General features: G+C 61.8%; 29 protein-coding genes. 15 read left to right on the forward strand and 14 right to left on the reverse strand.

The genetic code is table 11. From position 1 onward, the window contains the following. Window positions 1–7 precede the first annotated feature (7 nt). The gene (locus tag U5G49_RS03230) at window positions 8–418 is read left to right on the forward strand and encodes a hypothetical protein (protein ID WP_113541740.1); all 411 of its coding nucleotides are present in this window, start codon (window positions 8–10) and stop codon (window positions 416–418) included. Window positions 419–614: 196 nt separating this feature from the next. Here U5G49_RS03230 and U5G49_RS03235 read toward each other — a convergent pair whose 3' ends face one another. The 3 genes from U5G49_RS03235 to U5G49_RS03245 form a co-directional block, all read right to left on the reverse strand. Beyond that, entirely contained in the window at window positions 615–1703 is a 1089-nt protein-coding gene (locus U5G49_RS03235; RefSeq protein WP_113541741.1) for a zinc-binding metallopeptidase family protein, read from the reverse strand. Window positions 1704–1851: 148 nt separating this feature from the next. Continuing rightward, window positions 1852–2043 carry a CsbD family protein gene (locus U5G49_RS03240; RefSeq protein WP_003546001.1) on the reverse strand — a complete coding sequence of 64 codons (192 nt, stop codon included), beginning with the start codon at window positions 2041–2043 and terminating at the stop codon, window positions 1852–1854. A gap of 100 nt (window positions 2044–2143) precedes the next feature. Next, on the reverse strand, window positions 2144–2749 hold the full coding sequence (locus U5G49_RS03245; protein WP_018245102.1) for a YqgE/AlgH family protein: 606 nt from the start codon (window positions 2747–2749) through the stop codon (window positions 2144–2146). 141 nt (window positions 2750–2890) lie between these two features. On the opposite strand from U5G49_RS03245, the gene U5G49_RS03250 reads away from it, so the two are divergent. Then, window positions 2891–3742, forward strand: coding sequence for a protein-disulfide reductase DsbD domain-containing protein (locus U5G49_RS03250; protein ID WP_065277974.1), 852 nt, complete (start codon window positions 2891–2893; stop codon window positions 3740–3742). Between the two features lie 95 nt (window positions 3743–3837). After that, a complete protein-coding gene (locus U5G49_RS03255) occupies window positions 3838–4323 on the forward strand; it encodes a peroxiredoxin (RefSeq protein ID WP_003557102.1) in 486 nt (161 codons plus the stop codon). A gap of 122 nt (window positions 4324–4445) precedes the next feature. Here the strand turns inward: U5G49_RS03255 and U5G49_RS03260 are convergent, their stop codons facing one another. Together U5G49_RS03260 and U5G49_RS03265 are read right to left on the reverse strand one after the other, a co-directional pair. Further along, entirely contained in the window at window positions 4446–5021 is a 576-nt protein-coding gene (locus U5G49_RS03260; RefSeq protein ID WP_113541742.1) for a peroxidase-related enzyme, read from the reverse strand. After that, window positions 5018–5500 (reverse strand): CMD domain-containing protein, encoded by a 483-nt coding sequence (locus U5G49_RS03265; protein WP_018245126.1) that lies wholly within the window; start codon window positions 5498–5500, stop codon window positions 5018–5020. The genes U5G49_RS03260 and U5G49_RS03265 overlap by 4 nt, the downstream gene beginning before the upstream one ends. A gap of 161 nt (window positions 5501–5661) precedes the next feature. Here U5G49_RS03265 and U5G49_RS03270 point away from each other — a divergent pair, with 161 nt between their 5' ends. Genes U5G49_RS03270 through U5G49_RS03295 form a run of 6 tightly spaced genes read left to right on the forward strand, consistent with a single transcriptional unit; the run spans window position 5662 to window position 11196 of the window. Beyond that, a complete protein-coding gene (locus U5G49_RS03270; protein WP_193444426.1) occupies window positions 5662–6660 on the forward strand; it encodes a LysR family transcriptional regulator in 999 nt (332 codons plus the stop codon). Then, window positions 6657–8147 (forward strand): NAD(P)-binding domain-containing protein, encoded by a 1491-nt coding sequence (locus U5G49_RS03275; protein ID WP_193444427.1) that lies wholly within the window; start codon window positions 6657–6659, stop codon window positions 8145–8147. The genes U5G49_RS03270 and U5G49_RS03275 overlap by 4 nt, the downstream gene beginning before the upstream one ends. Then, complete coding sequence (locus U5G49_RS03280) at window positions 8140–8880, forward strand: amino acid ABC transporter ATP-binding protein (RefSeq protein WP_011650774.1); 741 nt, start codon at window positions 8140–8142, stop codon at window positions 8878–8880. The genes U5G49_RS03275 and U5G49_RS03280 overlap by 8 nt, the downstream gene beginning before the upstream one ends. A gap of 16 nt (window positions 8881–8896) precedes the next feature. Further along, window positions 8897–9721 carry an amino acid ABC transporter substrate-binding protein gene (locus tag U5G49_RS03285; RefSeq protein ID WP_193444428.1) on the forward strand — a complete coding sequence of 275 codons (825 nt, stop codon included), beginning with the start codon at window positions 8897–8899 and terminating at the stop codon, window positions 9719–9721. A gap of 55 nt (window positions 9722–9776) precedes the next feature. Further along, window positions 9777–10484, forward strand: coding sequence for an amino acid ABC transporter permease (locus U5G49_RS03290; RefSeq protein ID WP_193444429.1), 708 nt, complete (start codon window positions 9777–9779; stop codon window positions 10482–10484). A 19-nt stretch (window positions 10485–10503) separates the two neighbouring features. Beyond that, complete coding sequence (locus tag U5G49_RS03295) at window positions 10504–11196, forward strand: amino acid ABC transporter permease (protein WP_193444430.1); 693 nt, start codon at window positions 10504–10506, stop codon at window positions 11194–11196. 468 nt (window positions 11197–11664) lie between these two features. Here the strand turns inward: U5G49_RS03295 and U5G49_RS03300 are convergent, their stop codons facing one another. Then, complete coding sequence (locus U5G49_RS03300; RefSeq protein WP_049735019.1) at window positions 11665–12615, reverse strand: IS110 family RNA-guided transposase; 951 nt, start codon at window positions 12613–12615, stop codon at window positions 11665–11667. Window positions 12616–13087: 472 nt separating this feature from the next. On the opposite strand from U5G49_RS03300, the gene U5G49_RS03305 reads away from it, so the two are divergent. The 3 genes from U5G49_RS03305 to U5G49_RS03315 are packed head-to-tail and all read left to right on the forward strand — an operon-like array spanning window position 13088 to window position 15623. Then, window positions 13088–13837, forward strand: a complete 750-nt coding sequence (locus U5G49_RS03305) for a metal ABC transporter ATP-binding protein (protein WP_193444395.1) — start codon at window positions 13088–13090, stop codon at window positions 13835–13837. Next, the gene (locus U5G49_RS03310; protein WP_018449256.1) at window positions 13834–14706 is read left to right on the forward strand and encodes a metal ABC transporter permease; all 873 of its coding nucleotides are present in this window, start codon (window positions 13834–13836) and stop codon (window positions 14704–14706) included. Before U5G49_RS03305 ends, U5G49_RS03310 begins: the two co-directional genes overlap by 4 nt. Before the next feature lie 17 nt (window positions 14707–14723). After that, on the forward strand, window positions 14724–15623 hold the full coding sequence (locus U5G49_RS03315; protein WP_193444394.1) for a metal ABC transporter substrate-binding protein: 900 nt from the start codon (window positions 14724–14726) through the stop codon (window positions 15621–15623). A gap of 32 nt (window positions 15624–15655) precedes the next feature. Here the strand turns inward: U5G49_RS03315 and U5G49_RS03320 are convergent, their stop codons facing one another. The 3 genes from U5G49_RS03320 to U5G49_RS03330 all read right to left on the reverse strand — a co-directional run bounded on the left by U5G49_RS03320 (window position 15656) and on the right by U5G49_RS03330 (window position 17114). Then, the gene (locus U5G49_RS03320) at window positions 15656–15964 is read right to left on the reverse strand and encodes a Dabb family protein (RefSeq protein WP_065277994.1); all 309 of its coding nucleotides are present in this window, start codon (window positions 15962–15964) and stop codon (window positions 15656–15658) included. A gap of 138 nt (window positions 15965–16102) precedes the next feature. Beyond that, window positions 16103–16528: a hypothetical protein gene (locus tag U5G49_RS03325; protein ID WP_246288940.1), complete on the reverse strand. Its 426-nt coding sequence runs from the start codon at window positions 16526–16528 to the stop codon at window positions 16103–16105. A gap of 142 nt (window positions 16529–16670) precedes the next feature. Then, complete coding sequence (locus U5G49_RS03330) at window positions 16671–17114, reverse strand: RidA family protein (protein ID WP_193444392.1); 444 nt, start codon at window positions 17112–17114, stop codon at window positions 16671–16673. 231 nt (window positions 17115–17345) lie between these two features. On the opposite strand from U5G49_RS03330, the gene U5G49_RS03335 reads away from it, so the two are divergent. Then, entirely contained in the window at window positions 17346–18044 is a 699-nt protein-coding gene (locus U5G49_RS03335; RefSeq protein WP_193444391.1) for a TetR/AcrR family transcriptional regulator, read from the forward strand. A 76-nt stretch (window positions 18045–18120) separates the two neighbouring features. Here U5G49_RS03335 and U5G49_RS03340 read toward each other — a convergent pair whose 3' ends face one another. Both U5G49_RS03340 and U5G49_RS03345 read right to left on the reverse strand, forming a co-directional pair. Continuing rightward, complete coding sequence (locus U5G49_RS03340) at window positions 18121–18471, reverse strand: DUF2200 domain-containing protein (protein WP_284200606.1); 351 nt, start codon at window positions 18469–18471, stop codon at window positions 18121–18123. A gap of 431 nt (window positions 18472–18902) precedes the next feature. After that, a complete protein-coding gene (locus tag U5G49_RS03345) occupies window positions 18903–19937 on the reverse strand; it encodes an SDR family oxidoreductase (RefSeq protein ID WP_193444389.1) in 1035 nt (344 codons plus the stop codon). Window positions 19938–20063: 126 nt separating this feature from the next. Between U5G49_RS03345 and U5G49_RS03350 the strand changes: the two genes are divergently transcribed. Both U5G49_RS03350 and U5G49_RS03355 read left to right on the forward strand, forming a co-directional pair. Next, window positions 20064–21041: an AraC family transcriptional regulator gene (locus U5G49_RS03350; RefSeq protein WP_193444388.1), complete on the forward strand. Its 978-nt coding sequence runs from the start codon at window positions 20064–20066 to the stop codon at window positions 21039–21041. 303 nt (window positions 21042–21344) lie between these two features. After that, entirely contained in the window at window positions 21345–21971 is a 627-nt protein-coding gene (locus U5G49_RS03355; RefSeq protein WP_193444387.1) for a class I SAM-dependent methyltransferase, read from the forward strand. Window positions 21972–22004: 33 nt separating this feature from the next. On the opposite strand, the gene U5G49_RS03360 is transcribed toward U5G49_RS03355, so the two are convergent. From U5G49_RS03360 to U5G49_RS03370, 3 genes are read right to left on the reverse strand one after another with little or no spacing between them, the layout of a single operon-like run. Beyond that, window positions 22005–24917 carry a sensor domain-containing phosphodiesterase gene (locus tag U5G49_RS03360; protein ID WP_130715783.1) on the reverse strand — a complete coding sequence of 971 codons (2913 nt, stop codon included), beginning with the start codon at window positions 24915–24917 and terminating at the stop codon, window positions 22005–22007. After that, a complete protein-coding gene (locus U5G49_RS03365) occupies window positions 24914–25528 on the reverse strand; it encodes a GNAT family N-acetyltransferase (protein WP_018245151.1) in 615 nt (204 codons plus the stop codon). The genes U5G49_RS03360 and U5G49_RS03365 overlap by 4 nt, the downstream gene beginning before the upstream one ends. 29 nt (window positions 25529–25557) lie before the next feature. Next, window positions 25558–26856, reverse strand: coding sequence for a M16 family metallopeptidase (locus U5G49_RS03370; protein WP_026231110.1), 1299 nt, complete (start codon window positions 26854–26856; stop codon window positions 25558–25560). Window position 26857: the final 1 nt, after the last annotated feature.

Genomic DNA, 26857 nt, shown 5'->3' on the forward strand with positions numbered 1-26857 from the left:
GGTGCACATGTCACTCAGCTTTAGGAGTCCGATCTATACCATTGCTATTTTCTGCCTTTTGATTGCGTTTGGCATGTATTGTGGTGCGAGCAGTGCTGTTGCGACCGAAAAACCGGTGCATAAACCCTTCGACGACCGGCCGATGTTGTGTGCCGCTTACTACGGCCATCTCGCTCAGGGATTCAAAGACAAGCGCGAGCCCAAGAAAGCGCAAGCGTATCAAGCCAAGTTTCGCATCTTATACGAGCGCGGCATCAAGAACATGATCGCTGGTGGGAGCACCAGAGATGAGGCACATACCATGACACAGAAATACGCAGATCTGCTTGGCGAACTGGCGCTCAAACAGGCTGCCGAGGTCCGTTCAATCGCTTCTATGTGTCAGCGCGAGTTTCCCGTCCCGACCATATGGAACTAGATGCGATTGAGTCCTGCAGCATGTTAGATCCGGGACGAGAGCCGACGACATAGCTTTCGAGAGGTGCACGTCGGCCAAATTAGTTCCGCGCCGAGCCGAAATTTTTGCAAGCTCCAGCAAAGCACCTCCCGCCAAAAATCTTGGTCGCCTTGAAAGCAGTCGAACTCGTAACCCGGTTCGGTAGCTTTCCAGCTCCTCAAGCCGCCTGCTGCTGCGGCGGCGCCGTCGCGGCGCCCTGGATCAGCCGGTGCAGATATTCGAGTTTTGCCACGACGGGTGAGGACAGCACGAAGGGGTAGGAGTCCGGCTGCCCCATGCTGCGCTGGATGGCGTTGATCGCCAGGCTGAGCGGCACCCAGGCGCTGACTAGCTGTTCGGCGCTTCTTGCCCGGTAAGGGATGAAATCCACCTCGCCTGATATTTCTTCATGGCCGCGCGGATCGATGGCGATGCCGAAGGCGCGCGCCGTTTCGAGCGTATCGACGATATGGAGGTAATGCGCGAAGCATTCGGCGAAATCCTCCCAGGGGTGCGACGCCGCATAGGCGCTGATGAAATTGTCCGGCCATCCCAAGGGCGCACCGCCGGCATAGTGGTTCTGGAGGGCCGTCGCATAGTCCTGCCGTTCGTCGCCGAAGACGGCGCGGAAATCGGCAAGGCCGCCCCGATCGCGCACCAGCTTGTTCCAGATGAAATGGCCGGCCTCGTGGCGGAAATGGCCAAGCAGCGTGCGATAGGGTTCGTTCATCGAGCTGCGCGCCTGTTCGCGCGTCGCATCGTCGGCCTCTGCGGCGCGGATGGTGATCAGGCCTTCCTCATGACCGGTCATGGCCGGCACGACATAACCGTTGCTCTCTATCGAATCCTCGAGAAAATCGAAGACCAGGCCGCCTTGCGGGTCTTGATCCCGATCGGGATGCGGCAGCTTCCAGCGCAGCAGCGAATAAAACAGATGACGTTGCGCCTGGCTGATGCGCCGCCAGCGGTCGATGCCGTCCTGGGTATCGGTGTTCGGAACCAGCCGGTTATGGCGGCAGGCAACGCAGAATTCACTCTCGCCGTCACCGTCCACCAGCCAGTTGCAGATGTCGAGGCCGGCATTGGCGCAGAAGCGGACGTCGCGATCGGGATTGGAAACGAGCTGCCAGAGTATCTCGTCGCGCGGTTCCAGCGCATGCATCGCCAGATCGCCGGGCAGGAAGCCGAGGCGATGGTTGCAGCGCACGCATCGCCGGTTGTCGAAGTGGACGACCTGATCGCAGTTGTCGCAGGCAAAAAGTTTCATCGTATCTATCTCTGCAGAGCATGAGGGTGACGGATTAAAAATGCCTGCCGCGCGAGGGCGCAGCAGGCATGGTGATAAAGGATGAGCGTCTACTGCGCATTCCTTAAATCGGAAGCACAGCGTCCTTTGCGCGTCTTAGTGCTGTCGCTCAGAGCCGATCGACGGCGCCCTTGAGCTTGTCCTTGACCTTGCCGGTTGCGACTTGTCCCTTGCCCTTGGCTTCCTGGACGGCGCCCTTGGCCTGCATCTCGCGATCGTCCGTCGCCTTGCCGACGGCCTGCTTGGTCTTGCCGGCAATTTCGTTTGCCTTACCGGAAATCTTGTCGCTGGTGCTACCCATAAGTGATGTCTCCTTGGTCGGCATGGGCCTTTTGTCCATGCTTGCCGAAATGAAACGTCACTCTTGGCTATTCGTTCCCGCTGTCCGTCAGGCCAGCCTTTCAGGCATGGCCGGCTTCGGCCGAAAGCATCGCAGCGGTCACGCCCATGCCGGCGAGCGCCCGCTCGTATTTGTCGTCGAGGCTGCGGTCGAAGATCAGTTCCTCATTGGCCGGGCAGGTGAGCCAGCCATTGTTGACGACCTCGCTTTCGAGCTGGCCGGCCGACCAGGAGGAATAGCCGAGCAGCATCGTCGCCCGCGTCGGCCCATTGCCCTTGGAGATGGCGCGCACGATATCTAGCGTCGCTGTCAGGCAGATGTCGTCGCTGACGGGAATGCTGGAGTCGCTGGAATAATCGTCCGAATGCAGGACGAAACCACGGCCGCTTTCCACCGGGCCGCCGGTCTGGATCGGGAAGTCGCGCGCCCGCTTCGGCAGCACGATCGAATCTTCCTGCTTGATCATGTCGAGATGCAGCAGCACATCGGTGAAGGTGAGGCTCTGTGGCCGGTTGATGACGAAGCCCATGGCCCCGGCATCCGAATGCGCGCAGATATAGATGACGGTGCGCGCAAAATTGCGGTCTTCCATGCCGGGCATGGCGATGAGGAACTGGCCATCGAAGAAGCCACGTTCCCGTCTGTTCTTCAGCGTCAATAAGGACATCGTTCCTCCTGCTGCTAGACCGCACCAAGGCCTCGACAAAAGAAACATGGGCCAATGTCACACATCAATCAACTGAAAATGAAGATTTAAATCGCCACGGCTTCTGGCGGCGAAACAGCACATTCGGTAAACCTTTGTTCCATGATGATTATTTCCTCAGGCCCGCGCAGGCTTTTAATCGCGGTTGTGTCGGTGGTCGCAGCCCTTGTGCCGTTTTATTCCGCCCATGCGGAAATGAGCGCCTGGGCGGACAACGAGGGCGGCCGCATGCGTCTCGTGGCGCTCGCGCCCGATGCCGGCGGCAAAATCCGCGCCGCCCTTCAGATCGAGCCGAAACCCGGCTGGATCACCTATTGGAAAGAGCCCGGCGGCAATGGCATTCCGCCCCAGATCACCATCCCGGCGGGCAGTGGCGTCACGCTCGATGCCATCGCCTATCCCGTTCCGAAGCATTTTTTCAACGGCACGGTCGAGGATATCGCTTATGACACGCCGGTGACGCTGCCGCTGTCGCTGACGGCGGCCGGCAAAGGCCCGGTTACGATCGACGCTGCCGCCTTCATCGGCATCTGCAGGGATATCTGCATTCCCTTCCAGGCGAATTTTCAGCTGAAGCTTGGCCCCGCCATCCAGTCGCACCCGCAAGAGGAGGCGATCCTTCAGGCTGCCGATGCGAAGCTGCCGAAGCCGCCGTCGCAGGATTTCGGCGTGACGGCGCATGCGATGTCGCCCGATAGGAAGACGCTGTCTTTGACACTCGTTCTGCCGGGCGGGGAGCCGGGCGAGGGGAAGGGCGCGCCGGATATCATCGTCACCGGCCCGAGCGGCCATGCCTTCACCAAGCAGATCGGCGGCAAGCGCGACGGCGCCACTTTCAAGGTCGACGTCGCTATCGGCAAACTGCCTGAGAATTACGACATATCCGGCAAGCGCTGGGGCGTACTGGTCATCGACGGCGAAAGGGCGATGGAGACCACTCTTGCCTTTCAATGATGGGCTCCTATAGTCGCCTCGATCCCGTGCTGCGCCCGCCGCCAAGCAGAACCCCCAAAGCCGGAAACCCCCAAGCCAGAACCAAGGAGAAGACCATGACCATCGCGATCGGCGACAAGCTTCCTGCCGCCACCTTCAAGGAAAAGACGGCTGACGGCCCGGTTGAAATCACCACCGATCAGCTCTTCGCCGGCAAGCGCGTCGTGCTCTTTGCCGTGCCGGGCGCCTTTACGCCCACCTGCTCGCTGAACCACCTGCCGGGTTATCTCGAAAACCGCGACACCATCCTTGGCAAGGGCGTCGACGACATCGCCGTTGTATCAGTCAACGACTGGCACGTAATGGGCGCCTGGGCGCAATCATCCGGCGGCATGGGCAAGATCCACTTCCTCGCCGATTGGGATGCCGGTTTCACCAAGGCCGTCGGCCTCGACGCCGACCTCTCCGCCGGCGGCCTCGGCCTGCGCTCCAAGCGCTATTCGATGCTGGTGGAAGACGGCGTGGTGAAAGCCCTCAACGTCGAGGAAAGCCCCGGCCAGGCAACGGTCTCGGGTGCTGCCGCGATGCTGGAACAGCTCTGAGCGTTCATTGCCTGCGTTATGAAGGGGCGGCCGTTCGGTCGCCCCTTTTCAGTTGTGTCGGTGCTCAACGATGGACCAGGTTATGCCAGGGCGTGCAGTTACAGCGCGATCGTGACGCGCCTTTAGTCCTGCATCGGCTCGCCGAGCGTATGCATCAGGCGGTTCGCCCAGCCGAAGATGGCCGATGAGAGGACGAGATCGAGGGCCTCCAACTCGTCGAGCCCGACGTCTGCTAGCGACTGCGCGTCGGCCGCGACCGCCTCGGGCGGCGTGGTCGACAGTCGGGCTGAAAAGTCGAAGATTGCCTGGAGGTGCTCGTCGAGCGTCGCTTCGAGACCATCGGCGAATACGGCTTCGATGACATCCGTGCGTTTTGTCAGATTGTTGAACCGGGATGCATGGACGGCGGCGCAGTAGACGCAGCGGTTGACGACGGAGGCCGCGACCGCGCCCAGTTCGCGCTCGCTCCCCGCCAGTCCGTCCTTGCCGTACATGATCAGGTTGAACAGCGGCGAGCGGACCGCGAGTGTCTCGGGGTCGTGCGCCAGGGTCAGCACATAGGGCGAGATGCCCTTGTTCGACGGCGTCGTCTGCATCGCTGCATGCTGCTCGTCGGTGGCGGTCGCGAAATCGACCGGAATGACATAGGGCTGCCAGCGGGGCACCGTGGTGGTGAAGGTGTGGACGACCTCGCTCATCGCATTTCTCCCAGCAGCTTCAGGCCGGCAAGCACCCGCACCTGGTAATTGACGAAAGCCGCAAGCTCCGCGAGCCGGACGATGTCAGCGTCGGTGACGCCGACCTGACGCAATGCCTCGACATGGGCACGCGTGGCATCGCGCGGCGCGAGCGTCAGCCGGTCGGCATGACGAACTATCTCCGCAGTCCGGGGGTCCGTCACCTTCGTGTCGGGCTCGGCGAGCAAGGCTGTCGCCGCTTCGCCGGCGCGGGCAACGAGCGTGTCGTAGTGGCTTGCGAGCGCCGGGCTGCGGTTGTGGCGCGCCATGCGGGCGGCGAGCGCGGCCCTCAGGCCGTGGGACAGTCCGCCGGGATCGCGCGGCAGAAGCACGGCGTCGTGGGCGGCTTCACTGAGGCGCAGGATTTCCGCGCGTTTCCCCATGGCTTCCGCGAGGGCTGAACCCGGGCTCACGGAGGCAAGAGTTTCGATGAGTGTCAAAACAAGCTCCTCAAGACGTCAAAGGACATAAGCCCTAGGTAGGCCTGACGCCTCATTATGTCAAACTGGAATGATAAACAGCATTCGATGTGAATTTTTTATCTACTGCCAGTCGTCAAATGAGAATTGTCATGCTTTACTGGCATGAAGGAGAGTGTTTGATGTCCACTATGCATTCTAACTCTTTCGATATAAGGCAACTTGAAGCCTTCGCAGCGGTGATGTCCGCCGGCAGCGTGACCGGGGCGGCAAGGCTGCTTGGACGATCGCAGCCGGCGGTCACGCGGCTGATCCAGGATCTGGAAGCCGATATCGGCTATGCGCTTTTGCACCGAAGCGGTCCGCGCATCAGCCCGACCGCGCGCGGTCTCCTCTTTCACGCCGAGGTGGAGCGCCATCTTGCGAGCCTCGCCCACATCCGCGAACGAGCGAACGCCATCGGTCTCGATGAGCCGCCGTCGCTGACAATCGCGGCCACGCCTTCACTTGCGGCCGGCGTTCTGCCCCAGGCGATCGCGGCCGTCGCGCCGGACCTGATACCGCGTCATCTCCATGTGCAGGCGCTGGCGGCCGAGAACGTCGTGCAGGCCGTGCTCGCCCGCTCGGCGGACTTCGGCATATCAAGCCTGCCGCTGGAACATCCCGGTCTCGACGTGCACTGGATTGCCGAAGCGCCCTGCGTCGTTGCGCTCGCCGCGAACGACCCACTCGCCAGCAATGACGTGGTGCGTCTTTCCGATCTCGCCGAGCGCCGCATCATCACGCTCGCCAATCCCTACCGGTTGCGGCACCGCATCGACGAAGCGCTGGAGCGGGCGGGCGTCGCGCCGCAACGGATGATCGACGTCAACGCCTCGCTGACGGGCCTCACCATGGTCCGGGCCGGACTGGGAGCGGCCATCGTCGAGCCGGCAACGGTCTCCGGCGTTCCGCTCGAGGGGATCGTGATGCGCGTCCTCGACCACACCATCCCCTTCCTGTTCGGCGCCATCTCGCCGGCCGCGATGCCGCTGACCCCGACGGTCGCCGCCGTCATCGATGCGGCGCGCGCTGTGGCCCTGGCGATGCCCGGGTGCCGGCTGCATGACGCAGGCGGCGTCGAAGCATTGGCCGACACCGTCTACGGCGGTAGCCCGATGACCGAGGACGTACCGTCATGAGCGACCTCTCGACGTTTCCGAACAGTCTCGAGGCCCTCGAGGCACGCCTGCGGCAGGACCTTGCCTGGCTGGAGCTGCCGGCCAAATCCTGGGTTCCGCCCCGCCTCGTCGATGGCCAAGGGGTCGTCGACATCGTGATCATCGGCGCTGGTATGGCCGGACTCGTCGCCTCCGCCATGCTGAAGCGGCTCGGCGTCGCCAACCACGTCGTTCTCGACAAGGCGCCTGCCGGAAGCGAGGGGCCGTGGGTCACCTTCGCCAGGATGCGAACCCTTCGCTCTCCCAAGCAATTGACCGGGCCCGCGATGGGCCTGCCGGCGCTGACCTTCCGCGCCTATTACGAGGCGCTGCACGGCCGCAATGCCTGGATCGCGCTCGACAGGGCGCCGCGTCAGACATGGATGGACTACCTGGTGTGGTACCGGCGCGTGCTTGACCTGCCGGTGCGCAATGGGGTCACCGTCGAGGCCATTCGTCCGCGCGCCGACGGCCTGCTCGATATCGTCTGCCGTCACGATGGCCGGACCGAAACGGCAATCGCGCGCCATGTGGTGCTGGCGACGGGCCGCGACGGCCTGGGCGGCCCCTTCGTGCCGCCGATCGCCGATGACGTCGATCGCAAGTTCTGGGCTCACACCGCCGACGAAATCGATTTCGCCGCATTGCGCGGCAAACGGGTTGGCGTCGTCGGCGCCGGCGCCTCGGCGATGGACAACGCCGCCACCGCGCTCGAGGCAGGCGCCGCCCGGCTTGACCTGTTCGTGCGCAGGACCGACCTGCCACGGATCAACAAATTCACCGGCATCGGCAGCCAGGGCGTGGTGCACGGCTTCGCCGGTCTGCCGGATGACTGGAAGTGGCGCTTTCTCGACTACGCCATGCGCTCGCAAACGCCGCCGCCGCGTCCGAGCGTCTTGCGTGTCAGCGCATTCCCGCAGGCCCATCTCCATCTCGCAAGCCCGATCAACCGGCTGCAAAAGGAAGGCGATCATATCGTCGTGACGACGCCGAAAGGCAGCTATCCCGTCGATTTCCTGATCTTCGGCACCGGCTTCAAGGTCGACCTGACGAACCGGCCGGAACTTGGCCCCGTCGCATCGCATATCCGTCTCTGGCGCGACCGCTTTCCCGTGCCCGCCGACATGCGAAACGACGAGCTTGAAACCTCGCCGGACCTCGGCGACGCGTTCGAGTTCCTCGAGGCTGAGCCGGGCGCCTGCCCGGCGCTGGCCCGCATCCACTGCTTCAATTTCCCCGCCACGCTCAGCCACGGCAAGCTCACGGGCGATATTCCCGCGATCAGCGAAGGCGCCGACCGGCTTGCCCGCGGCATCGTCAGGGCGTTGTTCGTCGCCGACCGCGAGCGTCATTTCGCCGATCTCCAGGCGTTCGACACGCCCGAATTGCTCGGAGACGAGTGGGCCGACGACGAGACCACGACGCTCTCCGACCTATCTGCCGAAAGGACATCGACCCGAAATGCTTGAGCTCAAAGATCTAAAGCTGTCCTATGGCAACACCCAGGTCCTGAACGGTGTCGATCTCTCGGTGAACCGCGGCGACGTGGTGTCGATCATCGGCCCCAGCGGCACCGGTAAGACGACATTGCTGAAGTGCATCAACTATCTGGCCAAGCCCGCCTCCGGCACGATCGCCTTCGATCAGGTCAGGATGGACTACCGGAAGCCGGACAGCACCGCGGTCCAGGCGATCCGGCTGCGGACGGCGATGGTCTTCCAGCAGTTCAACGTCTTCAAGAACATGACCGTCATTCAGAACGTGATGGATCCGCTCGTCGTCGTGCAGCGCAAGTCGAAGGACGAGGCGCGTTCGATCGCTTTGCAGGAGCTTGAGCGGGTGGGCCTTTCGAACAAGATCGACAGCTACCCGTCCCAGCTGTCCGGCGGCCAACTGCAGCGAACCGGCATTGCGCGTGCGCTGGCCGTCAAGCCGGACGTCATGCTCTTCGACGAACCGACGTCGTCGCTCGACCCCGAACTCGTCGGCGAGGTCTTGAAGGTGATCAGGGACGTCACGTCGTCAGGCATCACCTCGCTCCTCGTCACCCACGAGATGCAGTTCGCAAAGAACATCTCGAACCGCATCGTCTTCATGGATCGGGGCGTTGTCGCCGCTCAAGGCAGCCCTGCCGAGATCTTCGACACGCCCTCCAACCCGCGCCTTGCCCAGTTCCTGAATTCCGAACACTCCATCCAGTAAAGAAAGGATGCCTGACATGTCTTCCATCAAGTCGACTTCCCGCCGCACCTTCGGCCTCGCTGTCGCCGGCGTTGCCTTTGCCCTCGCAACCGCGGGCCAATCGCATGCTGAGGACGTGCGCACCATCAAGATCGCCACGGCTGCCGAATCCAAACCGCTCTCGTGGGGTGCCATCGGCGTCGAGCCGCAGGGTTACGAACCCGACGTCCTGAAGGCGATCAACGCCAAGCTGCCCCAGTACAAATTTGAGATGGAGGGTGCTGCCGACATCGCTCAGGAGACCGGCCTTGCGACCGGAAAATACGACATCGCGACCGGCGGCTACTACCGGGCGCCCGCTCGCGAAAAGCAGTTCCTCATTCCGGAAAGCCCGATCGGCGCCAGCCTGATCAAGATCTACAGCCGCAAGGACAGCGGCATCAACGAGATGAAGGATCTGGTCGGCAAGAAGATCGTGCCGGTGACGGCCGGCGGCGGCATCTACAAATTCGCCACCGCCTGGCAGGAAAAGAACCCCGACTTCAAGATCGAGATCACCGCCTCCAGCGCCGGCATTCCCTATCCGGATCGCCTGAAAGAGGTGGAGAACGGCAAATACGACGCGCTGGTTCTGCCGTCGAACCTCGGCGAGCAGACGGTCATCGACCAGCAGAAGCTCAACGTTAAGGCAAGCGAGCCGGTCGCGATCAACAACACCTTCGTGCTGATCCATCGCTCCGAGGAGAACAAGGCGCTCTCCGAAGACATCGACAAGGCTCTGAAGGAGCTCAAGGCCGACGGCACGCTGGCCAAGCTCTCGCAGAAATGGTTCGGCGAGGACATCACCACCTACATGAAGTAACGCCCAAGGCAGGGCCGACGATCAAGGCTGAATTTGAAACAAGGAGTGTTCCCAAGTGGACCTTTCCATCATGATCCCCGAGCTGCTCAAGGCATTGCCGCTGACGCTTGCGATCACGTTCACGGCCATGATCGCCGGCTTCCTGCTGGCGCTGATTGCGACGACGTTCCGGGTGCGCAGGATACCGGTTCTCAGCCAACTGGCCGACCTCTACGTGTCCTATGCCCGGAGCGTCCCCGTCGTGCTGCAACTGTTCGTCGCCTTCTACGGATTGCCGCTGGTCGTCGCTCTTTTCGAGGTCGAGGACTTCGTGTCCCCGAATGTCGCGGCGATCGTCGGCCTCAGCCTCTACCATGGCGGCTATCTTTCCGAGGTTCTGCGGCCAGCCTACCTCGCCGTAGAACGCGGTCAGCACGACGCTGCCGACAGTCTCGGATACACCTTCCTTCAGAAGATCCTTCGTGTCGTCGGACCCCAGGCGGTGCACATCGCCCTGCCAGGCTACGGCAACTCGATCATCTACCTCATTCACAACGTCGCACTCGTGATGTACATCGGCGCCGCGGATGTCATGGCGACCGCCCATCTCGTCATGGAGCGCGACTACAACCAGTACCAGTTCGAGACCTATCTTGTGCTGGCGGTGATCTATTCGCTGCTATGCCTCGTGGCATGGATGGTCGTGCGCTTTTTCGAAACGCGAAACGCAAAGTTTGCGCCCAATACCACACCGGCCAAGGCCACCATGATGGCAAGCGTCTGATCGAATAGGAGGTCATCATATGTTCGATTCCGAAGTCCTTCTGCCCGATCTCTGGGATATCCTTGGCGCGGTCCCGGTGACGCTCGCCATGGCGCTTGGAATCTTCATCTGTTCTACGATCGTCGGCAGCCTTTTTGCGATGGTGGAATATCGGCGGGTCCCGCTGCTTCGGGAACTGGTCGTCGCCTACAAGGTCGTCTTCAAGGGTGTTCCGATGGTGATCGTGATCTTCCTTGCCTATTACGGCCTGCCGCCGACGCTGCAGTTCCTGACCTCGCTCGTCGGCATGGACTATAACGGTCACTCGACGCCGAACTGGATCACGCTCATCGTCGCCCTGACCGCCTGCGTCGCAGCCTTCCAGGCGGAAGTCGTGAAGGGCGCACTGAATTCTTTCGACAACGGTCAGGCCGATGCGGCCTACTCCCTGGGCTACAAGCGCAGCCAGGTGTTCCGCCGGGTGATGCTGCCTCAGGTCATCGTCGCGGCCATCCCGGATCTTGCCAACTCCATCATGGTGATCATGAAGGCGCTGTCTCTCGGATTTGCCATCGAGGTCGTCGACATCTTCGCACAGTCGCAGCTGACCGCGGCGCTGAACTTCTACTACCTCGAAGCCTTCCTGATCGCTGTCGTCATCTACATGGTGATCGCCTATCTCGTCACATATGCCGCCGACCGGATGGAGCGGGCGCTGAGGGTATGGGCCTAGGGTAGTTTGCCCTTCCTCGAGCACGATGCAGGGGTCAGGGTTTCCACAGTCGTTTCGGCATGTAGCGGCTATCGCTTTCGAGGGGATGCGGATTGGCTAATGTCCAACAGCGAGGGAGCTCGGCCGCACGTTCAGGCAAAAGAACCCCGACTGAACCGCGCCACAGTAGATGGTGTTGATAATCGCCGCCTGCGGGCTAAAGGGCGCCCATTGGGGAGTTTGGCAGAAACGCGCCCCAAACCTCCGTCGTCCCAGGCCTTGAGCCTGGGATCCATGTCCGGTGCTGATGGAGGCGAGAGTAGATCCTCGGGTCAAGCCCTGAGCCACGACTGTCCGGTTGGCGCGCGTGGCTGCCCCTCACCCTAACCCTCTCCCCGTAAACGGGGCGAGGGGTCGAGCCCTGCGAGAGCGAGCGAGGAACGGAGAGGTCGCGGCAAATCTCTTCGCCCCTCGGGGAGCAACCATGTTTCAATTTTGCTGGTATTGTGGCGTCCATTCGGTGTTTCGAATGAGGATGGCATTGGCGAGGATGATGAGTTTGCGGGCGACGGCTATGACGGCGCACAGGTGTTCCTTGCCGTTGCTGCGCAAGCGCGCATAGAACGACGCGAGATCCGGATTGTGCCGGGTTGCCGTGAAGGCGCACATGAACAAGCTCTTGCGCAGGCGTTCGCGGCCACCCTGGATGCGGCGTCTGCCATGATGTTTTCCACTATCGTCGTCATAGGGTGCGACGCCGGCAAGGGCGGCGATCTCGGCACGGCCGGCATGGCCGAGTTCGGGCAGCCGAATGATCAGGCACAGCGCGCTGCGCAGCCCGATCCCCTTGATGGAGATCAGCAGATCGAGCCGCCGGGCCAGGTCACAATCGTCGCGAACCGTCTTTTCGAGCCGCAGCAGACGGGCCTTGCGGCAGGTTTCGAGCCGGGCGATCTCGCGCGCGTGACGGCGTTTGACGGCCTCCGACAAGGCGGTCTCGGCAAAGGTCTTCACCAGCGCGATCTGCTGCTCGATCTGTTCCACATAGGTCAGTTCGGCCGCCAACCTGTCGAAGCGTGCGTCCGGCAGTGCCGGCAACTGCTCGAGACTTGCAGTGAAGAGCGCAATCAGCGCGGCATCGAGCCGGTCGTTCTTTGCCCGCCGAAGCCGGCTCTTGGCGAAGAACCGCAATTGCGCTGGCTGCAGACGCGCCGCCGGTCGCTTGCCGGCCCGCAGATGCACCATCAGCCGCCATTCATAGCCACCGGAGGCTTCGAAGCCGATGCGACTGACGTCATGCTCTTGAAGGAAAGCGTCAAGCGCCTTCAGACCAGCGGTGTCGTACGTCACCCTCAGCCTTGCGTCGTCGGGATGGATGGCAATGTCGAGATGGCTTTTGCCGACATCGATTCCGGCACAGATCATGCTATTATCTGTCATCTTCGTCGTCCCTGTCTTGGATACGAACCCCAAGGTTCCTGCAACCACACGGGCCAGATGAAGAGCCGGTTGCGATCCTGCTCCCCACAGCCCCAAACGGCTAAGAAGGTGACGATCCGACAACCAGCTTCCGGGCGGGCGGCCACCCGCCCGGAAGCGTTAGTATCCTACATTCCTGTCATCCAAGAAGGTGGCGGCAGCCGGATGAGGGGCAAGCGGCAATCTCCCGGGTTAAACGCTGTGGAACGTCTGAAACCGAGCGGATCAGTGTCATGCACAAGCCTCGCCTCAATCTCGCCGCAATCGTTATAACATAACCGTAATGTTATTACATTGTAGGATGCGCCATGCCCCCGAGCCCCGACCGCCCCTCCGTCAGCCTGCTGGGACAGTCGGCTTTATCTAGGGTGATTGGCATGGCGCTGGTCATATCAATCCTTTGGCTGGCGATCCACTGGGCGGTTCTCTTGCCATGACGCCGCTGATCCGTCTGGAGAATTTGACCGTCGCCTATAATAGGCATCCCGCCGTCCATCATGTCTCCGGCGCATTCGTCTCGGGCAGCCTGACGGCGATTGCCGGGCCGAACGGGGCGGGCAAGTCGACGCTTTTGAAGGCGATCATGGGCGAGCTTCGTCCCGCCGAAGGCAGGGTCGAGCACCGGCTGGGGCGGACGGAGTTTGGTTACCTCCCGCAGGCGGCGGAGATCGACCGCCGCTTTCCGATTTCGGTCATCGACACCGTCATGTTCGGTGCCTGGAAGAAGACGGGAGCCTTCGGCCGCATCGCGCCCGCCGAGGTGAAAAGGGCGGGCGAGGCGCTATCGGCCGTCGGCCTCGAGGGCTTCGGCCGGCGCCATGTCGGGTCTCTCTCGGCCGGCCAATTCCAGCGTGTGCTCTTTGCCCGCCTGCTGTTGCAGGATGCCGGCATCATCCTGCTCGACGAGCCGTTTACGGCAATCGATGCCCGCACGACCAGGGACCTCATCGATATCGTCACCCGCTGGCACGGCGAGGGCCGCACGGTGATTGCCGTGCTGCACGATTTCGAGCTCGTCCGCGCCCACTTCCCGCAAACCATGCTGCTTGCCCGCGAACTTGTCGGCTGGGGCGCGACCGCAGACGTCATGTCCTCCGTCAATCTCCTGAAGGCGCGCGCAATGGCCGAGCGCTGGGACGAAGATGCGAATGCCTGCGCACCTGAAGAGGCGCCGGCGGCATGACGGCCTACGATCTCTTCCTCGCGCCCTTTGCCGATTACGGTTTCATGCGCCGCGCGCTCGTCGCCTGCCTCTGCCTCGGGCTCGGCTCCGGCCCGATCGGCGTCTTCCTGATGCTGCGGCGCATGAGCCTGATGGGCGACGCGATGAGCCATGCCGTGCTGCCGGGGGCCGCCATCGGTTACCTCGTCGCCGGCTCGTTATCGCTGACGGCGATGGGCCTCGGCGGGCTGATCGCCGGCCTGTCGGTGGCGCTGCTTTCCGGCGCCGTCAGCCGGATGACCGTGCTGCAGGAAGATGCAAGCTTTGCCAGCTTCTATCTCGCGTCGCTGGCGCTCGGCGTGCTGATTGTCTCGCTACGCGGCTCGAATATCGATCTCCTGCATGTGCTCTTCGGCACCATCCTGGCGATCGATGCGCCCGCCCTTTATCTGATCGGCGCGATCACCTCGCTGACGCTCGTTATCCTCGCCTTCATCTACCGGCCGCTGGTGGCGGAATGCTTCGATCCGGGTTTTCTGCGCGCCGTCGGTGGGCGCGGGCCGGTCTATCACGTGCTCTTCCTGCTGCTCGTGGTGCTGAACCTCGTCGCCAGCTTCCAGGCGCTCGGCACGCTGATGGCGGTCGGCCTGATGATGCTGCCGGCAGCCGTCGCCCAGCTCTGGTCGCGCAGCCTGCCGGTGATGATGGCGATATCAGCCGCAAGTGCCGCCGCATCCGGCTATCTCGGCCTGATCGCCTCCTACCATCTTGAGCTCGCCTCCGGCCCGACGATCATCATGACGGCGGCGATCCTCTACGGCCTTTCTATTCTTTTCGCGCCCTCCGGCCTGGCCCGGCGCTTCTTTCCCCGCCCACATTTGAAGGGCTGATCCCAAGGGAGACTTCGATGACATCGCACAGACTGCTTCTCTCCGCAGCAATCCCCGCTTTGATGGCGCTGTCGGCCATGCCCGCCTCCGCCGAGACGCTGAAGGTTGTGGCGTCCTTCACCGTGCTTGCCGATGTTGTGAAACAGGTCGGCGGCGAGCACATCAAGGTGACGAGCCTCGTCGGGCCGAACGGGGATCCCCATGAATTCGAGCCGTCGCCGGCCGATGCGAAGAATTTGAACGCGGCGCAGGTTACCTTCGTCAGCGGCGAGGGGCTGGAGGGCTGGATGGACCGGCTGATCACCGCCTCGGGCTATAAGGGCAAGCCGGTCACCGTTTCCGAAGGCATCAACACCCGCACCATGGAAGAGGACGGCGAAAAAATCACCGATCCGCATGTCTGGAACAGCCCCGTCAACGTCAAGGTCTGGGTCGCCAATATCGAAAAGGCGCTGTCATCGGCCGATCCCACGGACGCCGCCGCCTTCAAGACCAATGCCGAGAAGTACACAAAGACGTTGGATGAATTGAACGCCTACGCCCACGCGAAATTCGACAAGGTGGCCGAGGATCGACGCAAGGTGCTGACCAGCCACGATGCCTTCGGTTATTTCGGCCGCGAATATAATGTCAGCTTCCTGGCGCCGCTTGGTCTGTCCACCGAAAGCGAGGCCTCGGCCGCCGACGTCGCCAAGCTGATCGAGCAGATCAAGGGCGAGCATGTGAAAGCTTATTTCTTCGAGAATTCCAACGATCCGCGCCTGGTCAAGCAGGTCGCCAAGGCAACCGGTGCCGAGCCCGGCGGCGAGCTTTATGTCGAATCCCTCTCCGACGCCAAGGGGCCGGCGCCGACCTATGAAAAGATGTTCAAGTACAATGTCGACCAGCTCGCCGCCGCCATGGCGAAATCGAGCTGAGGATCAAGGGCTGCGGGTTCGGCCCGCGGCCCTCATAAATTGAGGTCGAAGACCAGGATGCCGGCAAGGCCTCCATCCGTCGACGAGACGATGCGCTCGCCAACAGTTACATGTTCGGGATGGACGAGATAGGCGTCGCGGGCCTCGGCGCTTTCAAAGGTCACGGCAAACCCATCGACGAAGCCGCCATGCAGTCCCTCTGGCGAAACATTTGGCCCGTATTTGATGTCCAATATGCCGGGAATGACCTGTTTCAGGGCGACGATTGCCGCAAACAGCGACTGCTTATCGTCGGTCGTCATCGCGGTTTTCAGCCGCAGGAATACGCAGTGCAGGATCATCCGTGGTCCTCCCGATTTTCTTTGGCCCGATTTTCTTTGGCGCGATTTTCTTTGCGTGGAGAATAGCGGCGAAAGCCGGGAGAGCAATGAGATTTATTTTCACGCAGGCGTTGCGCTGCGAGCCGGCACCCCAACCGATTACATCTGGTCGGTCTTAACCAAGGGCCGCTTGTAGATCTTCTGGACGAGATCGCTCGCCAGCGCGCGGGCTTCGTCTTTCTCAGCCCCCGTCATCGGCCGGCAGGTGATCCTGGTGTTCGAACTGTCAAGCACTGTTGTAGTACCGGAATTGGCGATGACGAGATGCCAGCTGCAGGAGGCGACCTTGTCGACGGCGACGGCACCATGGCAACCTGTGGACAGGCAGAAGGCAACGGTCACCTGCGCCCCGTGATCGCCTTTATAGGCCAGCTCGACGGCTTTCTTAATATCTGTGACCCATCGCTCGCATTGCGCCTGTTTTGCCCCCGGCTGGCAGCTCTTGGTAACGGGAGTGACGTCGCCGGCCTGAAGCGGCGATACGCAAAAAACACCCATCGAGAGGGCGAGCAGAAACTTGAGCATGGGATTTTCCTTGTACAAGGAATGAGTGGCGCACATCGCAGGCGATTGGTCAATGGCCACTCACAAAAGCACAGGTGGCACGCCAAGCAGATGTTGGCGCGCCACCGGGAAAATCCGAAATTGTGTAGATCCGGCGGCGCCGCTATTCCAGAACGACGGTGGCTTCGACCTCGAAGAGCATGGGGTCGATGGCCAGCTTGGGAACGGGAATCAACGTCTGCGCCGGCAGCGACGCGCCGAATATGTCCTTGACGCTCCTGGTTAGCACCTCAAGCTTGGACATATCGTGATCGACCACGAAGACCGTGAGCTTGGCGACCTGATCCGGCCTAGCGCCGAGCGCATCGAGGGCGGTGCGCAAATTCGCATAGGCCTGCTTCACCTGGACGGCGAAATCGGGCGACAAGGCTCCCGTGCTGTCCTGGCCGCCCTGTCCGGAGATGTAGGCCAGCCGGCCTTGGCGGGGCACGATCACCGCCGTGCTGTAGCCATTCGGCGAGGGGTCGTAGAGGTTTTTCGGATTGACGATATCAAGCTTGAGACCGTCCTCATTGGCTGTCGCCGCGGCGGGAACGCTGGTGGTCATGATGATGAGTCCTCCGATAATGAGATGTTTGATTGACACGATTTTCTCTCGGCTTCTCAGGACTGCGAGCAACGGATCCTCGCGGCCTGCAGGGTGGAACTTTATCGCAATAGAATTGACTCGTACGTCGTACGTTTAAATTGCATCGTACGTCGTACGAGTCAATCGATCAGGATCGACATTCCCAGCATTGTCGGCTTAGATCGACGTCTGATGAGTAAAGGGAGACGAATGGCAGCCAAACGCAGCGGCGCTGAGAGCAAAGGGTCTGCCCGGACAGGTGTGTCACCCCAGTCCGGGCAGGAGCCGCGCAATGAACCGCCTCTCTCCCTGGAACGGATCGTGGCGACCGCGGTGGAACTGCTGGACGCAGAGGGCGTCGACGGATTGAAGATGCGTCGGCTGGCCGATCGCCTCGGCGCGGGCGCGATGAGCCTCTATTGGCACGTCGACAACAAGGAAAAGGTCTTCGATCTGGCCCTCGATTCGGTGCTCGAATATCGCGGCCCGCCTGAAGTCGATGCGTCCCGAGACTGGCGCGGCGACGTCGTTCATATGCTCGAAGACTGGCGCGCCAGCATGCTGCGCCATCCCTGGTCGGCATCGCTGCTGCCGCGCCGGGCGCTCGGCCCGAACATCCTCAGCCGCCTGGAACTGCTGAGCAAGACCTTGTCCGGAGCCGGTGTCGCCGATGCTGATTTGAACGTCGCGCTCTGGTCGCTCTGGAATTTTGTGATCGGCGCGACCACCACCCGGGCGAACTTCGACCTCTCGGACGACGACAGGGCCGCCGCGCAGCAGCGCCTGACAGATCTCAGCCAAGACTACCCAACGATCGAGCGCTCTCGTCTGCTGCTGGACAATGATTGGGACGGCGCCTTCAGGAAGGGTCTCGACTTCCTGCTCGATGGCCTCGCGCCGCGACAATGAACATTCGTCATTCCTGGACGAGGCGGTGCCGGATTCTGCGCCCGTGCCTTGGGTGAGCTCATGCAAGCCCGACTGGCTATTTCCGCAGGATTTTCTCCATCGCTTTCCCCTTCGCGAGTTCGTCGATCAATTTGTCCAGATAGCGGATTTCCCGCATCGTCGTTTCCTGGATTTCTTCAACGCGGACGCCGCAGATCACGCCCGTAATCAACGATCGGGATGGATTCATCCGAGGCGCTTGCGCAAAGAAATCCTCGAAGTTGGTCTTCTCAGCCAATTGATCGTCCAGGCTCTGCTGGCTATGCCCCGTCAGCCAACGGATGATTTCATCGACCTCTGCCTTCGTGCGCCCCTTCTTCTCTGCCTTGGCGACATAGTGGGGATAGACGCTGGCGACGTTGACTGAATAGATGCGATGCTTCGTCATGCGTGCTCCTCAACGTTCCAGATATTTTCCGGCTTGAGATAGCTGATTTCAAGACCTCAACAAGCGGCCGATAAAGGGTAAGCTTCCGCGGGCGCGAAGTAGATCGGTGCAAAGGCGGCATCTCTACAGCGCCGCGCATCTTCGACCGGATTGCACCAACAACGGACATCGGCTCGGCTTGGGTAGACGACCGCTACGGGGCCGGTGGCGCACAGCCAGCAGCTAGAACACCCCGACACGAAAACGGACATGCAAGCGACCTGCCCGACGTCTAGGATCGGCTCGAAGCGGACATAGCAGCAGCCCCTACCATCATACAGAGGAAACCAAGGGCCCGCCCGGTTCGAAGTCACCCAGTAGATCAGGTCACATTGAGGCCACCACGCAATGGTGAGCGAAGAACCCGCTAGGCTCTTCGCTTCGCCTCCCAACTAGTCGCGAAGCAGTCCAAGCCGGATGAGGCTCTCGGCACACGAAACGATTGCCTCTTCTCTTGATCGGGGAGCCCAACCTAAGAGGTGTTCGGCTTTTTTGCCGGTCGAATTCATATTGTATCCAAGCAGTGGCACGATCCCCTTAAGCTGCTCGTTCGTTTCACCAGCGGTGCGGACTTGGTCGTCGGTCAAAACTTGTGTCGATACTTTCGCGGCGGCTTTCCCCAATCGTCGCCGCAGCAGTTCTGCGACTTCGATCATCCAGATGCTTTCGCCAACGGTGGCGAGAAACCGCTCTCCCTTGGCAGCGGGATTGGTCATGGCGCGAAGATGCAAGTCTGCGACATCGCGGACGTCTACGCAGCAGGAGTTGACATTCAGGGGGCATCCCGGCTGCCCACTCATCATGTTGGCGATCAGCCTAATCGAATGGGAATAGTCAGCCCCCAAAACCGGTCCGTAGACAGCGACCGGATTAACCGCTGCAAGTTCCAGCCCATTCCCTTCCCGCGCAACGAAATCCCAGGCAGCGCGCTCAGCAAGGGTTTTGGACTTCTGATAGGGCGCAACGTTGCCGTTCAGGTCACTCCAGTCGGTTTCGTCGAATGGTCGCCGATAGCCGGGCTTGTGGCCGACGCCGATCGCGCCAAATGCCGATGTCAGCACAACACGCCTGACCCCAGCATCACGCGACGCTCGCAGCACCCTGAGGTTTCCGTTGACAGCGGGCTTGATCCAATCCTCCTCGCGGGTCTGATCGCCGGACGGGGTTGGCGAAGCGCCGTGCATCACGTAGGCGCACCCCGCCACAGCTTCCGGCCATCCATGATCGGCATTGAGATCGGTGAAGACAAACGACAAACGTTCACCTGCATCCACACCGCCAGACCTCAGATGCTCACGCACCTCCGCTTGCCGTTGGGGCGAACGAATTGTCGTTCGCACACGGTAGCCATTATTCAATAGAGACAGCATGCAATATTGCGCAATGAAGCCGGTGCCTCCGGTCACAAGTACAAGTTCGCCAGTCATATCGGTCCTCACAGGTATCCAGATCGCGCCGCATTTGATTGCAGAACGCGTGGTGGGTGGAAGCTATGAGCAGCCGCCTGTACTGTGAATGCTTGAAGATACGGATTACTTGCGCGAGAGTACGAAATGATCACTGACCCATTTTCCGACCTACTAAAGCTCACGAATGCGGAAGCAGTTGTAACGGGTGGCTTCACCGCTGGCGGCCCGTGGGCGATCCGTTTTCCAGGACGTGACAAGATCAAGTTCTTTGCCGTGGTCAAGGGAAGTTGCTGGGTTACACTCAAGGGCGAAGCGGAGCCTAAGCATTTTGAAACGGGCGACGTCGGTCTTCTGGCAAGACGTCGGAGCTTCGTTCTCGCTAGTGACCTGAGTATTGAGCCTGTCGACGCGATGGATCTCTTTTCCGGCAGCGGCAGGACGATGGCGACGCTCGGCGATGGTGGAGACTTTGCGCATATCGGCGGCCATGTGCTGCTCGATCCGATCCGCGGCGGTCTGTTGGCAGACATACTGCCCTTATGGATTCACACGCGGGCGTCATCGCCGCACGCGGCAATATTCCGGTGGCTTCTTGATCGGCTGATTGAAGAAAGGGACATCGGGCAGCCGGGTGCTCAGCTCGCGTCGGCACAGTTGACGCAACTGCTCTTCATCGAGATCCTTCGCTCTCATCTCAACACGTCGAACCTCATACCTGCCGGTTGGTTGCGCGCACTGGCTGATCCACGAATTGCGCCTGCATTGCGCCTGATGCATGGTGACCCAGCGCGTGCCTGGCATCTGGAAGATCTCGCAAAGGCATGCGCGATGTCGCGGACATCATTCGCCTTCAACTTCAGAACAGCAGCGGGTGTCGCACCAATTGGCTATCTTACAGAGTGGCGGATGCGCCTCGCCGAACGCGCCTTGCGCGAGGATAAGACGCCCGTAGCGATCGTGGCCCGCTCCCTTGGATATACGTCCGAGAGCGCCTTCAGCAACGCATTCAAACGCGTGAGCGGCAGCTCTCCGACAGCCTATAGAGGTTCTCTGCATGCTTCGGATGGGAGTGATGGAGAGCCGTTGTCAAACCAGGTCTCGAACGCCGTCTCGGAAAGCTGACCAAACTCGCATAGAGCAAGATCGATTGGTCGGCAGAAGTCCGCTTACGGCGCAAACATGTCGCTTCTCAATCCGTTGCCATGTCTGCTTTCAAGGCCCCGTTAAGGTAGCCTCTATGACCAATTCGACGGCGCATTGCCGCCCGGCAGCATTGGCTCGGTCGGTGGCGTCTCTGATCGCGTTTCTGCTAAAGCTGGGAAGTAAATCGCCCGCGATGTCACCAACTGCCGAAGTGTGAAGGGCGCAACGGGCTGATGGGCCTCTGGCTCATCAGGCCTCTTGTCTTGAAGGAGGAGCGCTAGGATGAGCACCGACCTGGATACCGTGCGGTCCTATGATGCGGTCGCGGCGGAGTACGCTGCGGAGGCCGCGGCGATGCCCGAATGGGTCGCGACAGAGATCGATGCGTTCGTGACCGAGCTGGGCGGCTCGGGCAGGGTGCTGGAGATCGGAAGCGGTGGTGGGCGAGATGCACTTGAGCTGGAGAAGCGGGGAATTAGCGTCCGGCGCACCGATATTTCAAAGGGTTTCGTCGAACTGCTTCGCGAAAGTGGCTTCGAGGCCGACCTGTTGGACCCGCTGACCGAAGACTTGGCCGACCCGCAGCGTCCAGGTACGCTGTACGACGGGATCTGGGCCTGTGCCTGCCTGATTCATGTCGCGCGCGAGGATTTCGGCACGGTGCTCGGACGGCTTGCGGAGGCGACCCGGACCGGTGGCCGTTTGCACGCCTCGGTAAGAGAGGGCGATGGCGAGGATGTGTCCACACATGGCAGTGCTGCAGCGCCCCGGCGCTACGTCGAGACGTACTGGCGCGAGTTTGCCCTGCGGTCAGCACTCACAGACGCCGGCTGGATCGTCAGCGAGGTACGTCTGTGCGTCGGAAAGCCCCATGATCGGTGGCTCAGCGTTCGGGCGAGTCGGGCGTGACGCACATAGAACTTGCGAGACCAGCCGCTCCGATCACGCCCGTTTCGTCAGCGGAAAGCGGTCCCGCAGCAGCCGCAGCACCGATTCCGAAGGGATCGGCGGGCCGAAAAGGTAGCTCTGGCCGTAGTTGCAGCCCATCTTGGCGAGTTCGATCGCATCCTCGTTGGATTCGATCCCCTCCGCCACCACCTTCATCTCAAGTTCGCGCGCCATCGATATCACCGACCGGAGCACGGTCGCCTTCTTGTCGCTGCCGTCGCGCACCAGCGCCTTGTCGAGCTTGATCATGTCGAAGGGGAAGCGGGTGAGATAGGCGAGCGACGAATATCCGGTGCCGAAATCGTCGAGCGCCAGCCCAATGCCGGCTTCCTTCAGCTTCTGCAGCACCAGCCGGGCCTGTTCCGGATTTTCCATCACCATGGATTCCGTCAGTTCGAGCTTGAGGCGCGAGGGCTGGCAATGCGTCTTGGCGAGAACCGAACGCACGTCGTCATAGAGCTCGTTGTTGAGCAGCTGCACGCTCGACAGATTGATCGAGACGAAGATCGGCAGTTCGCCGGTCTGGTGCTGCCAGCTCATCAGATCGTTGGTCGCCTGTTCCAGCGCGAACATGCCGAGCGGGCCGATAAGATCGGAGGCCTCGGCGATCGGAATGAATTCGGAAGGCGGAATATTGCCGCGCTTGGGATGTTCCCAGCGCATCAATGCCTCGAAACCGGCGACCTCGACATCCTCCAGCCTTGCGATCGGCTGGTAGACCATCGACAATTCCTTGCGTTCGATGGCGCGGCGCAGATCCGTTTCGAGCTGCAACCGGTCGGTGCCGAAGTCGCGGAAGGCCGGCTGGAATGGCTCGACACGGTTGCCGCCGGCTCGTTTTGCCCGGTACATCGCAAGCTCCGCATCGCTGAGCAGGCCGGTGGCGCTCTCCTGCCGGTCGACCCAGGAGGCGAGGCCGACCGAGGCGGTCAGGATGATCTCGCGATTGGCGAAGTTGATCGGCACCATGATCGCCTTGCTGATCGCATCGGCAAAATCGGCGACCTTGGCCGGATTGTGCTCGGAAACCAGGATGAGGCCGAACTGGTCGCCGGCAAGCCGCGCCAGCGTGTCCTGCGGTTTCAAGAGCCGGCGCAGCCGCCGCGTCAGTGCTATGAGGATGTTGTCGCCGGCAGCAACGCCGAGCGAATCATTGACCAGCTTGTAGCGGTCGATGTCGATCACCATCACCGTCGGGCGCAGCGTGTCGCCGCCTGGCGCCAGCGCCAGCACCGACTGCAGCCGGTCGAGGAAGACCTGCCGGTTCGGCAGGCCGGTCAGATTGTCGTGCAGCGCATCATGCAGCAGCCGCTCGATGGAATTCTTCTGTTCGGTCACGTCGACGATCGTGCCGACGCAGCGGATGATTTCGCCGTTCGAGCCGAGCACCGGCCGCGCGCGGATCAAGAGCCAGTGGAAATGCCCGTCCTCGGCGCGGATGCGGAACTCGTGGTTCAGCCGCCCGCGGCGATGTTCGAGCAGCACGTCGAGCGTGGCGCGGAAGCGGTCGCGGTCGTCGGGATGCAGCCGCGGCAGCCAGTTGCGCGCCGCGCCATGCATGGCGCCCGGCGATAGGCCGAGCTTGATCGAGACGTCGGGAATGGTGACGACGCGGTCGCGCGCCACGTCCCAATCCCACACCATGTCGCCGGAGCCGGTCAGCGCCAGCGATTGCCGCTCGAGATCGGAAAACAGCCCCTGCTGGAAGGCGCCGCCGGCAAAAGCGTGCTGCATGACGGTGAAGCCGATCAGAAGCACGATGAGCACCAGGCCGCCGCCGAGTGCGGGCTGGATGATGTCGTTGTCGAGCCGTCCGGTGACCGTCAGCCACGCCCCGAACAGCCAGACGAGGATCAGCGCCCAGGCCGGGACCAGCAGGATGGCGCGGTCATAGCGGTTGAAGCCGAGATAGATGATCAAAAGCAGCCCCATCGTCGCCGTCAGCGCGAAGGAAAGCCTGGCGATGCCGGCGGCAATCGACGGATCGTAGATCGCCACGCCAAAGAGCAGGGCAAGGCCAAGCACCCAGGCAAGTGTCGCGTAGCCGAGATGCGCATGCCAGCGGTTGAGGTTGAGATAAGTGAACAGGAAGATGACGAAACTCGACGCCAGCGCCACCTCCGCACAGGCGCGCCATATTCGCTGATCGGCCGAAGCGACGCTGATGAGCTTGCCGAGGAAACCGAAGTCGACGCAGATATAGCCGAGCACCGCCCAGGCAAGGGCCGCCGTCGCCGGTAGCATCGAGGTGCCCTTGACGACGAAGAGGATGGTCAGGAACACGGCGAGCAGGCCGGCAATGCCGAGCACGATGCCGCGATAGAGCGTGAAGGCGTTGATCGTGTCCTTGTAGGCGTCCGGTTCCCAGAGATAGATCTGCGGCAGTTCCGGCGTCGACAGTTCGGCGACGAAGGTGATGACGGCGCCGGGGTTCAGCGTGATGCGAAAGACATCGGCCTCGTCGCTCGGCTGCCGATCGAGCGCAAAACCTTCGCTCGGGGTAATCGCGCTGATGCGCTGCGAGCCGAGATCCGGCCAGAACAGCTTGGAATTGACCAGACGGAAATGCGGCGCGACGATGACACGCTCGAGCTGTTCCTCCGAGACGTTGGCGAGCGCAAACACCGCCCAGTCGCCCTGATGGTTCTCCGAGCTTGCCCTGACCTCGATGCGGCGGCGGATGCCGTCGGCGCCGGCCGCCGTCGAAACCTGGAAGGCCTCGCCCTGGTTGGCGTAGATCTCGGTCGTTGCCGTCAGATCGAGCGCGGTATCGTCACGGGAAATTTTTACAGGTTCGGCCGCCTGGGCAACACCCGCCACGAAGGCGAAGGCCGCCAGGAAAAAGGCTGCGATCACCGCGATCACTCGTCCGGACGGTGACTTGGGCAGCATGCGGTCTCTTGTCATCGGCTGTCGGTTTTCCTGCCTTTATCCGTATCGGTGGCGAGACGTGAAAACATCACATGGTCATGCCACTGACCGTTGATCTTTAAATATCCGCGCAGATAGCCTTCCTGTTGAAACCCGGCTTTTTCAAGCAGACGAATGCTGCGCGCGTTATCTGGAATACAGGCTGCTTCGATACGGTGCAACTCAAGCCCGGCGAAGATGTAAGGAATAACCAATTGAAGGGCGGCGAACATATGCCCCTGGCCGGCATGGCGTTCGCCCATCCAGTAGCCGATCATGCAGCTTTGTGCCGCACCTCTTCTGATGTAGCCGATGGTGACACCGCCGACGAGCGTCATGTCGCCTTTCAGGAAAATGAACAGCGGTACCGCCTGGCCCGAGGCATATTCCTGCTTGCCACGGACGACGCGGGCGCGGTAGGCGCCCTCCGTCAGCTCGTCGCGCCGCCAGGTCGGCTCCCAGGGTTCCAGGAATTTGCGGCTTTCGGCGCGCAGCCGGTGCCACTGGTTGAAATCCTGATAGCGCGGCAGGCGCAGGAGATATCTGTCGTTCTCCAGCTCCACCGCTTCCGGCTGCCGCGACAGGAACCGAAAAACCGATTTTGGCATCGATCACTCCCGGCAGGACAGACGTCGGCTCAGCGGCTTGCCTGCAGCGTCTTCGACGCCGGGACCGAAAGCGAGGCGGTGATGTCTTCCATCGGCGCGAGCTGTTCCAACGGACCGATCGCCGAAAGCGTCGGCACCGTGTCATAGAACAGCCGGCCGGCGAGGTCGGTCAGCCGCTCGATGGTGATGCCCTCCAGCCGCTCCATCATCTCCGGATTGGAGATCGGCCGGCCGTAAAGCATCATCTGCCTTGCGATCTGGCCGGCGCGGGCCGCCGGGCTTTCCGCACCCATCAACAGCTGGGCGCGGATCTGGGCGCGGGCGCGCTCGATTTCCTTCTGGTGGATCTGATCGGCTGATTTGTGCAGCTCGTCGATGATGACGGGCACCAGCTCCGGCAGGTTTTCGCCGCCGGTCGCGGCATGAATGCCGAAGATGCCGGTGTCGGAAAAGCCCCAATGGAAGGCATAGACGGAATAACAGAGGCCGCGGAACTCGCGCACTTCCTGGAAGAGCCTGGACGACATGCCGCCGCCAAGGATATTGGCGAGGATCTGCGAGCAGTAGAAATCGCGGGCGTGGTAAGGCTTGCCTTCGAAGCCGAGCAGGATCTGCGCGTCCATCAGGTCGCGGGGTTCGCGCACGCTGCCGCCGATATAACGCGCCGGTTCCATGACGGGCGGCGCTGAAGGGGCCGTCGGCAGGCTCGCGAAACGATCCTCGACCATGCGCAGGAATTCGTCATGCTCGACGGCGCCGGTGGCGACCACGAACATGCGGTCGGTCGTGTAGTTGCGGCTGAGATAGCCACGGATCTGCTGCGGCGTGAAGGAGACGACGGTCTCCGGCGTGCCGAGGATCGCCCGGCCGAGCGTCTGGTCGCGGTAGGCGACCTCGGAGAACCGGTCGAACACCACGTCGTCGGGTGTGTCGTTGGCGGCGTTGATCTCCTGCAGGATCACCTGCTTCTCGCGCTCCAGCTCCTCTTCCTCGAAGGCCGACTCCGTCAGGATGTCGGCGAGGATGTCGACGGCGAGCGGCACGTAGTCCTTGAGCACGCGGGCATAATAGGAGGTCGTCTCGGTCGAGGTCGCGGCATTGACTTCGCCGCCGACATCCTCGATCTCCTCGGCAATCTGGCGGGCCGTGCGGCGCGCCGTGCCCTTGAAGGCCATGTGTTCGAGCAGATGAGCGATGCCGTGCTCGTTATCCGTCTCGTTACGCGATCCCGATTTGATCCAGACTCCGAGCGCAACGCTTTCAAGATGCGGCATGGTTTCTGTGACTACTGTCAGCCCGGATTTAAGCCGGGTGCACTCAACTGTCATT

This window comes from Rhizobium indigoferae (assembly GCF_034554815.1).
GTDB classification, from domain to species: domain Bacteria; phylum Pseudomonadota; class Alphaproteobacteria; order Rhizobiales; family Rhizobiaceae; genus Rhizobium; species Rhizobium leguminosarum.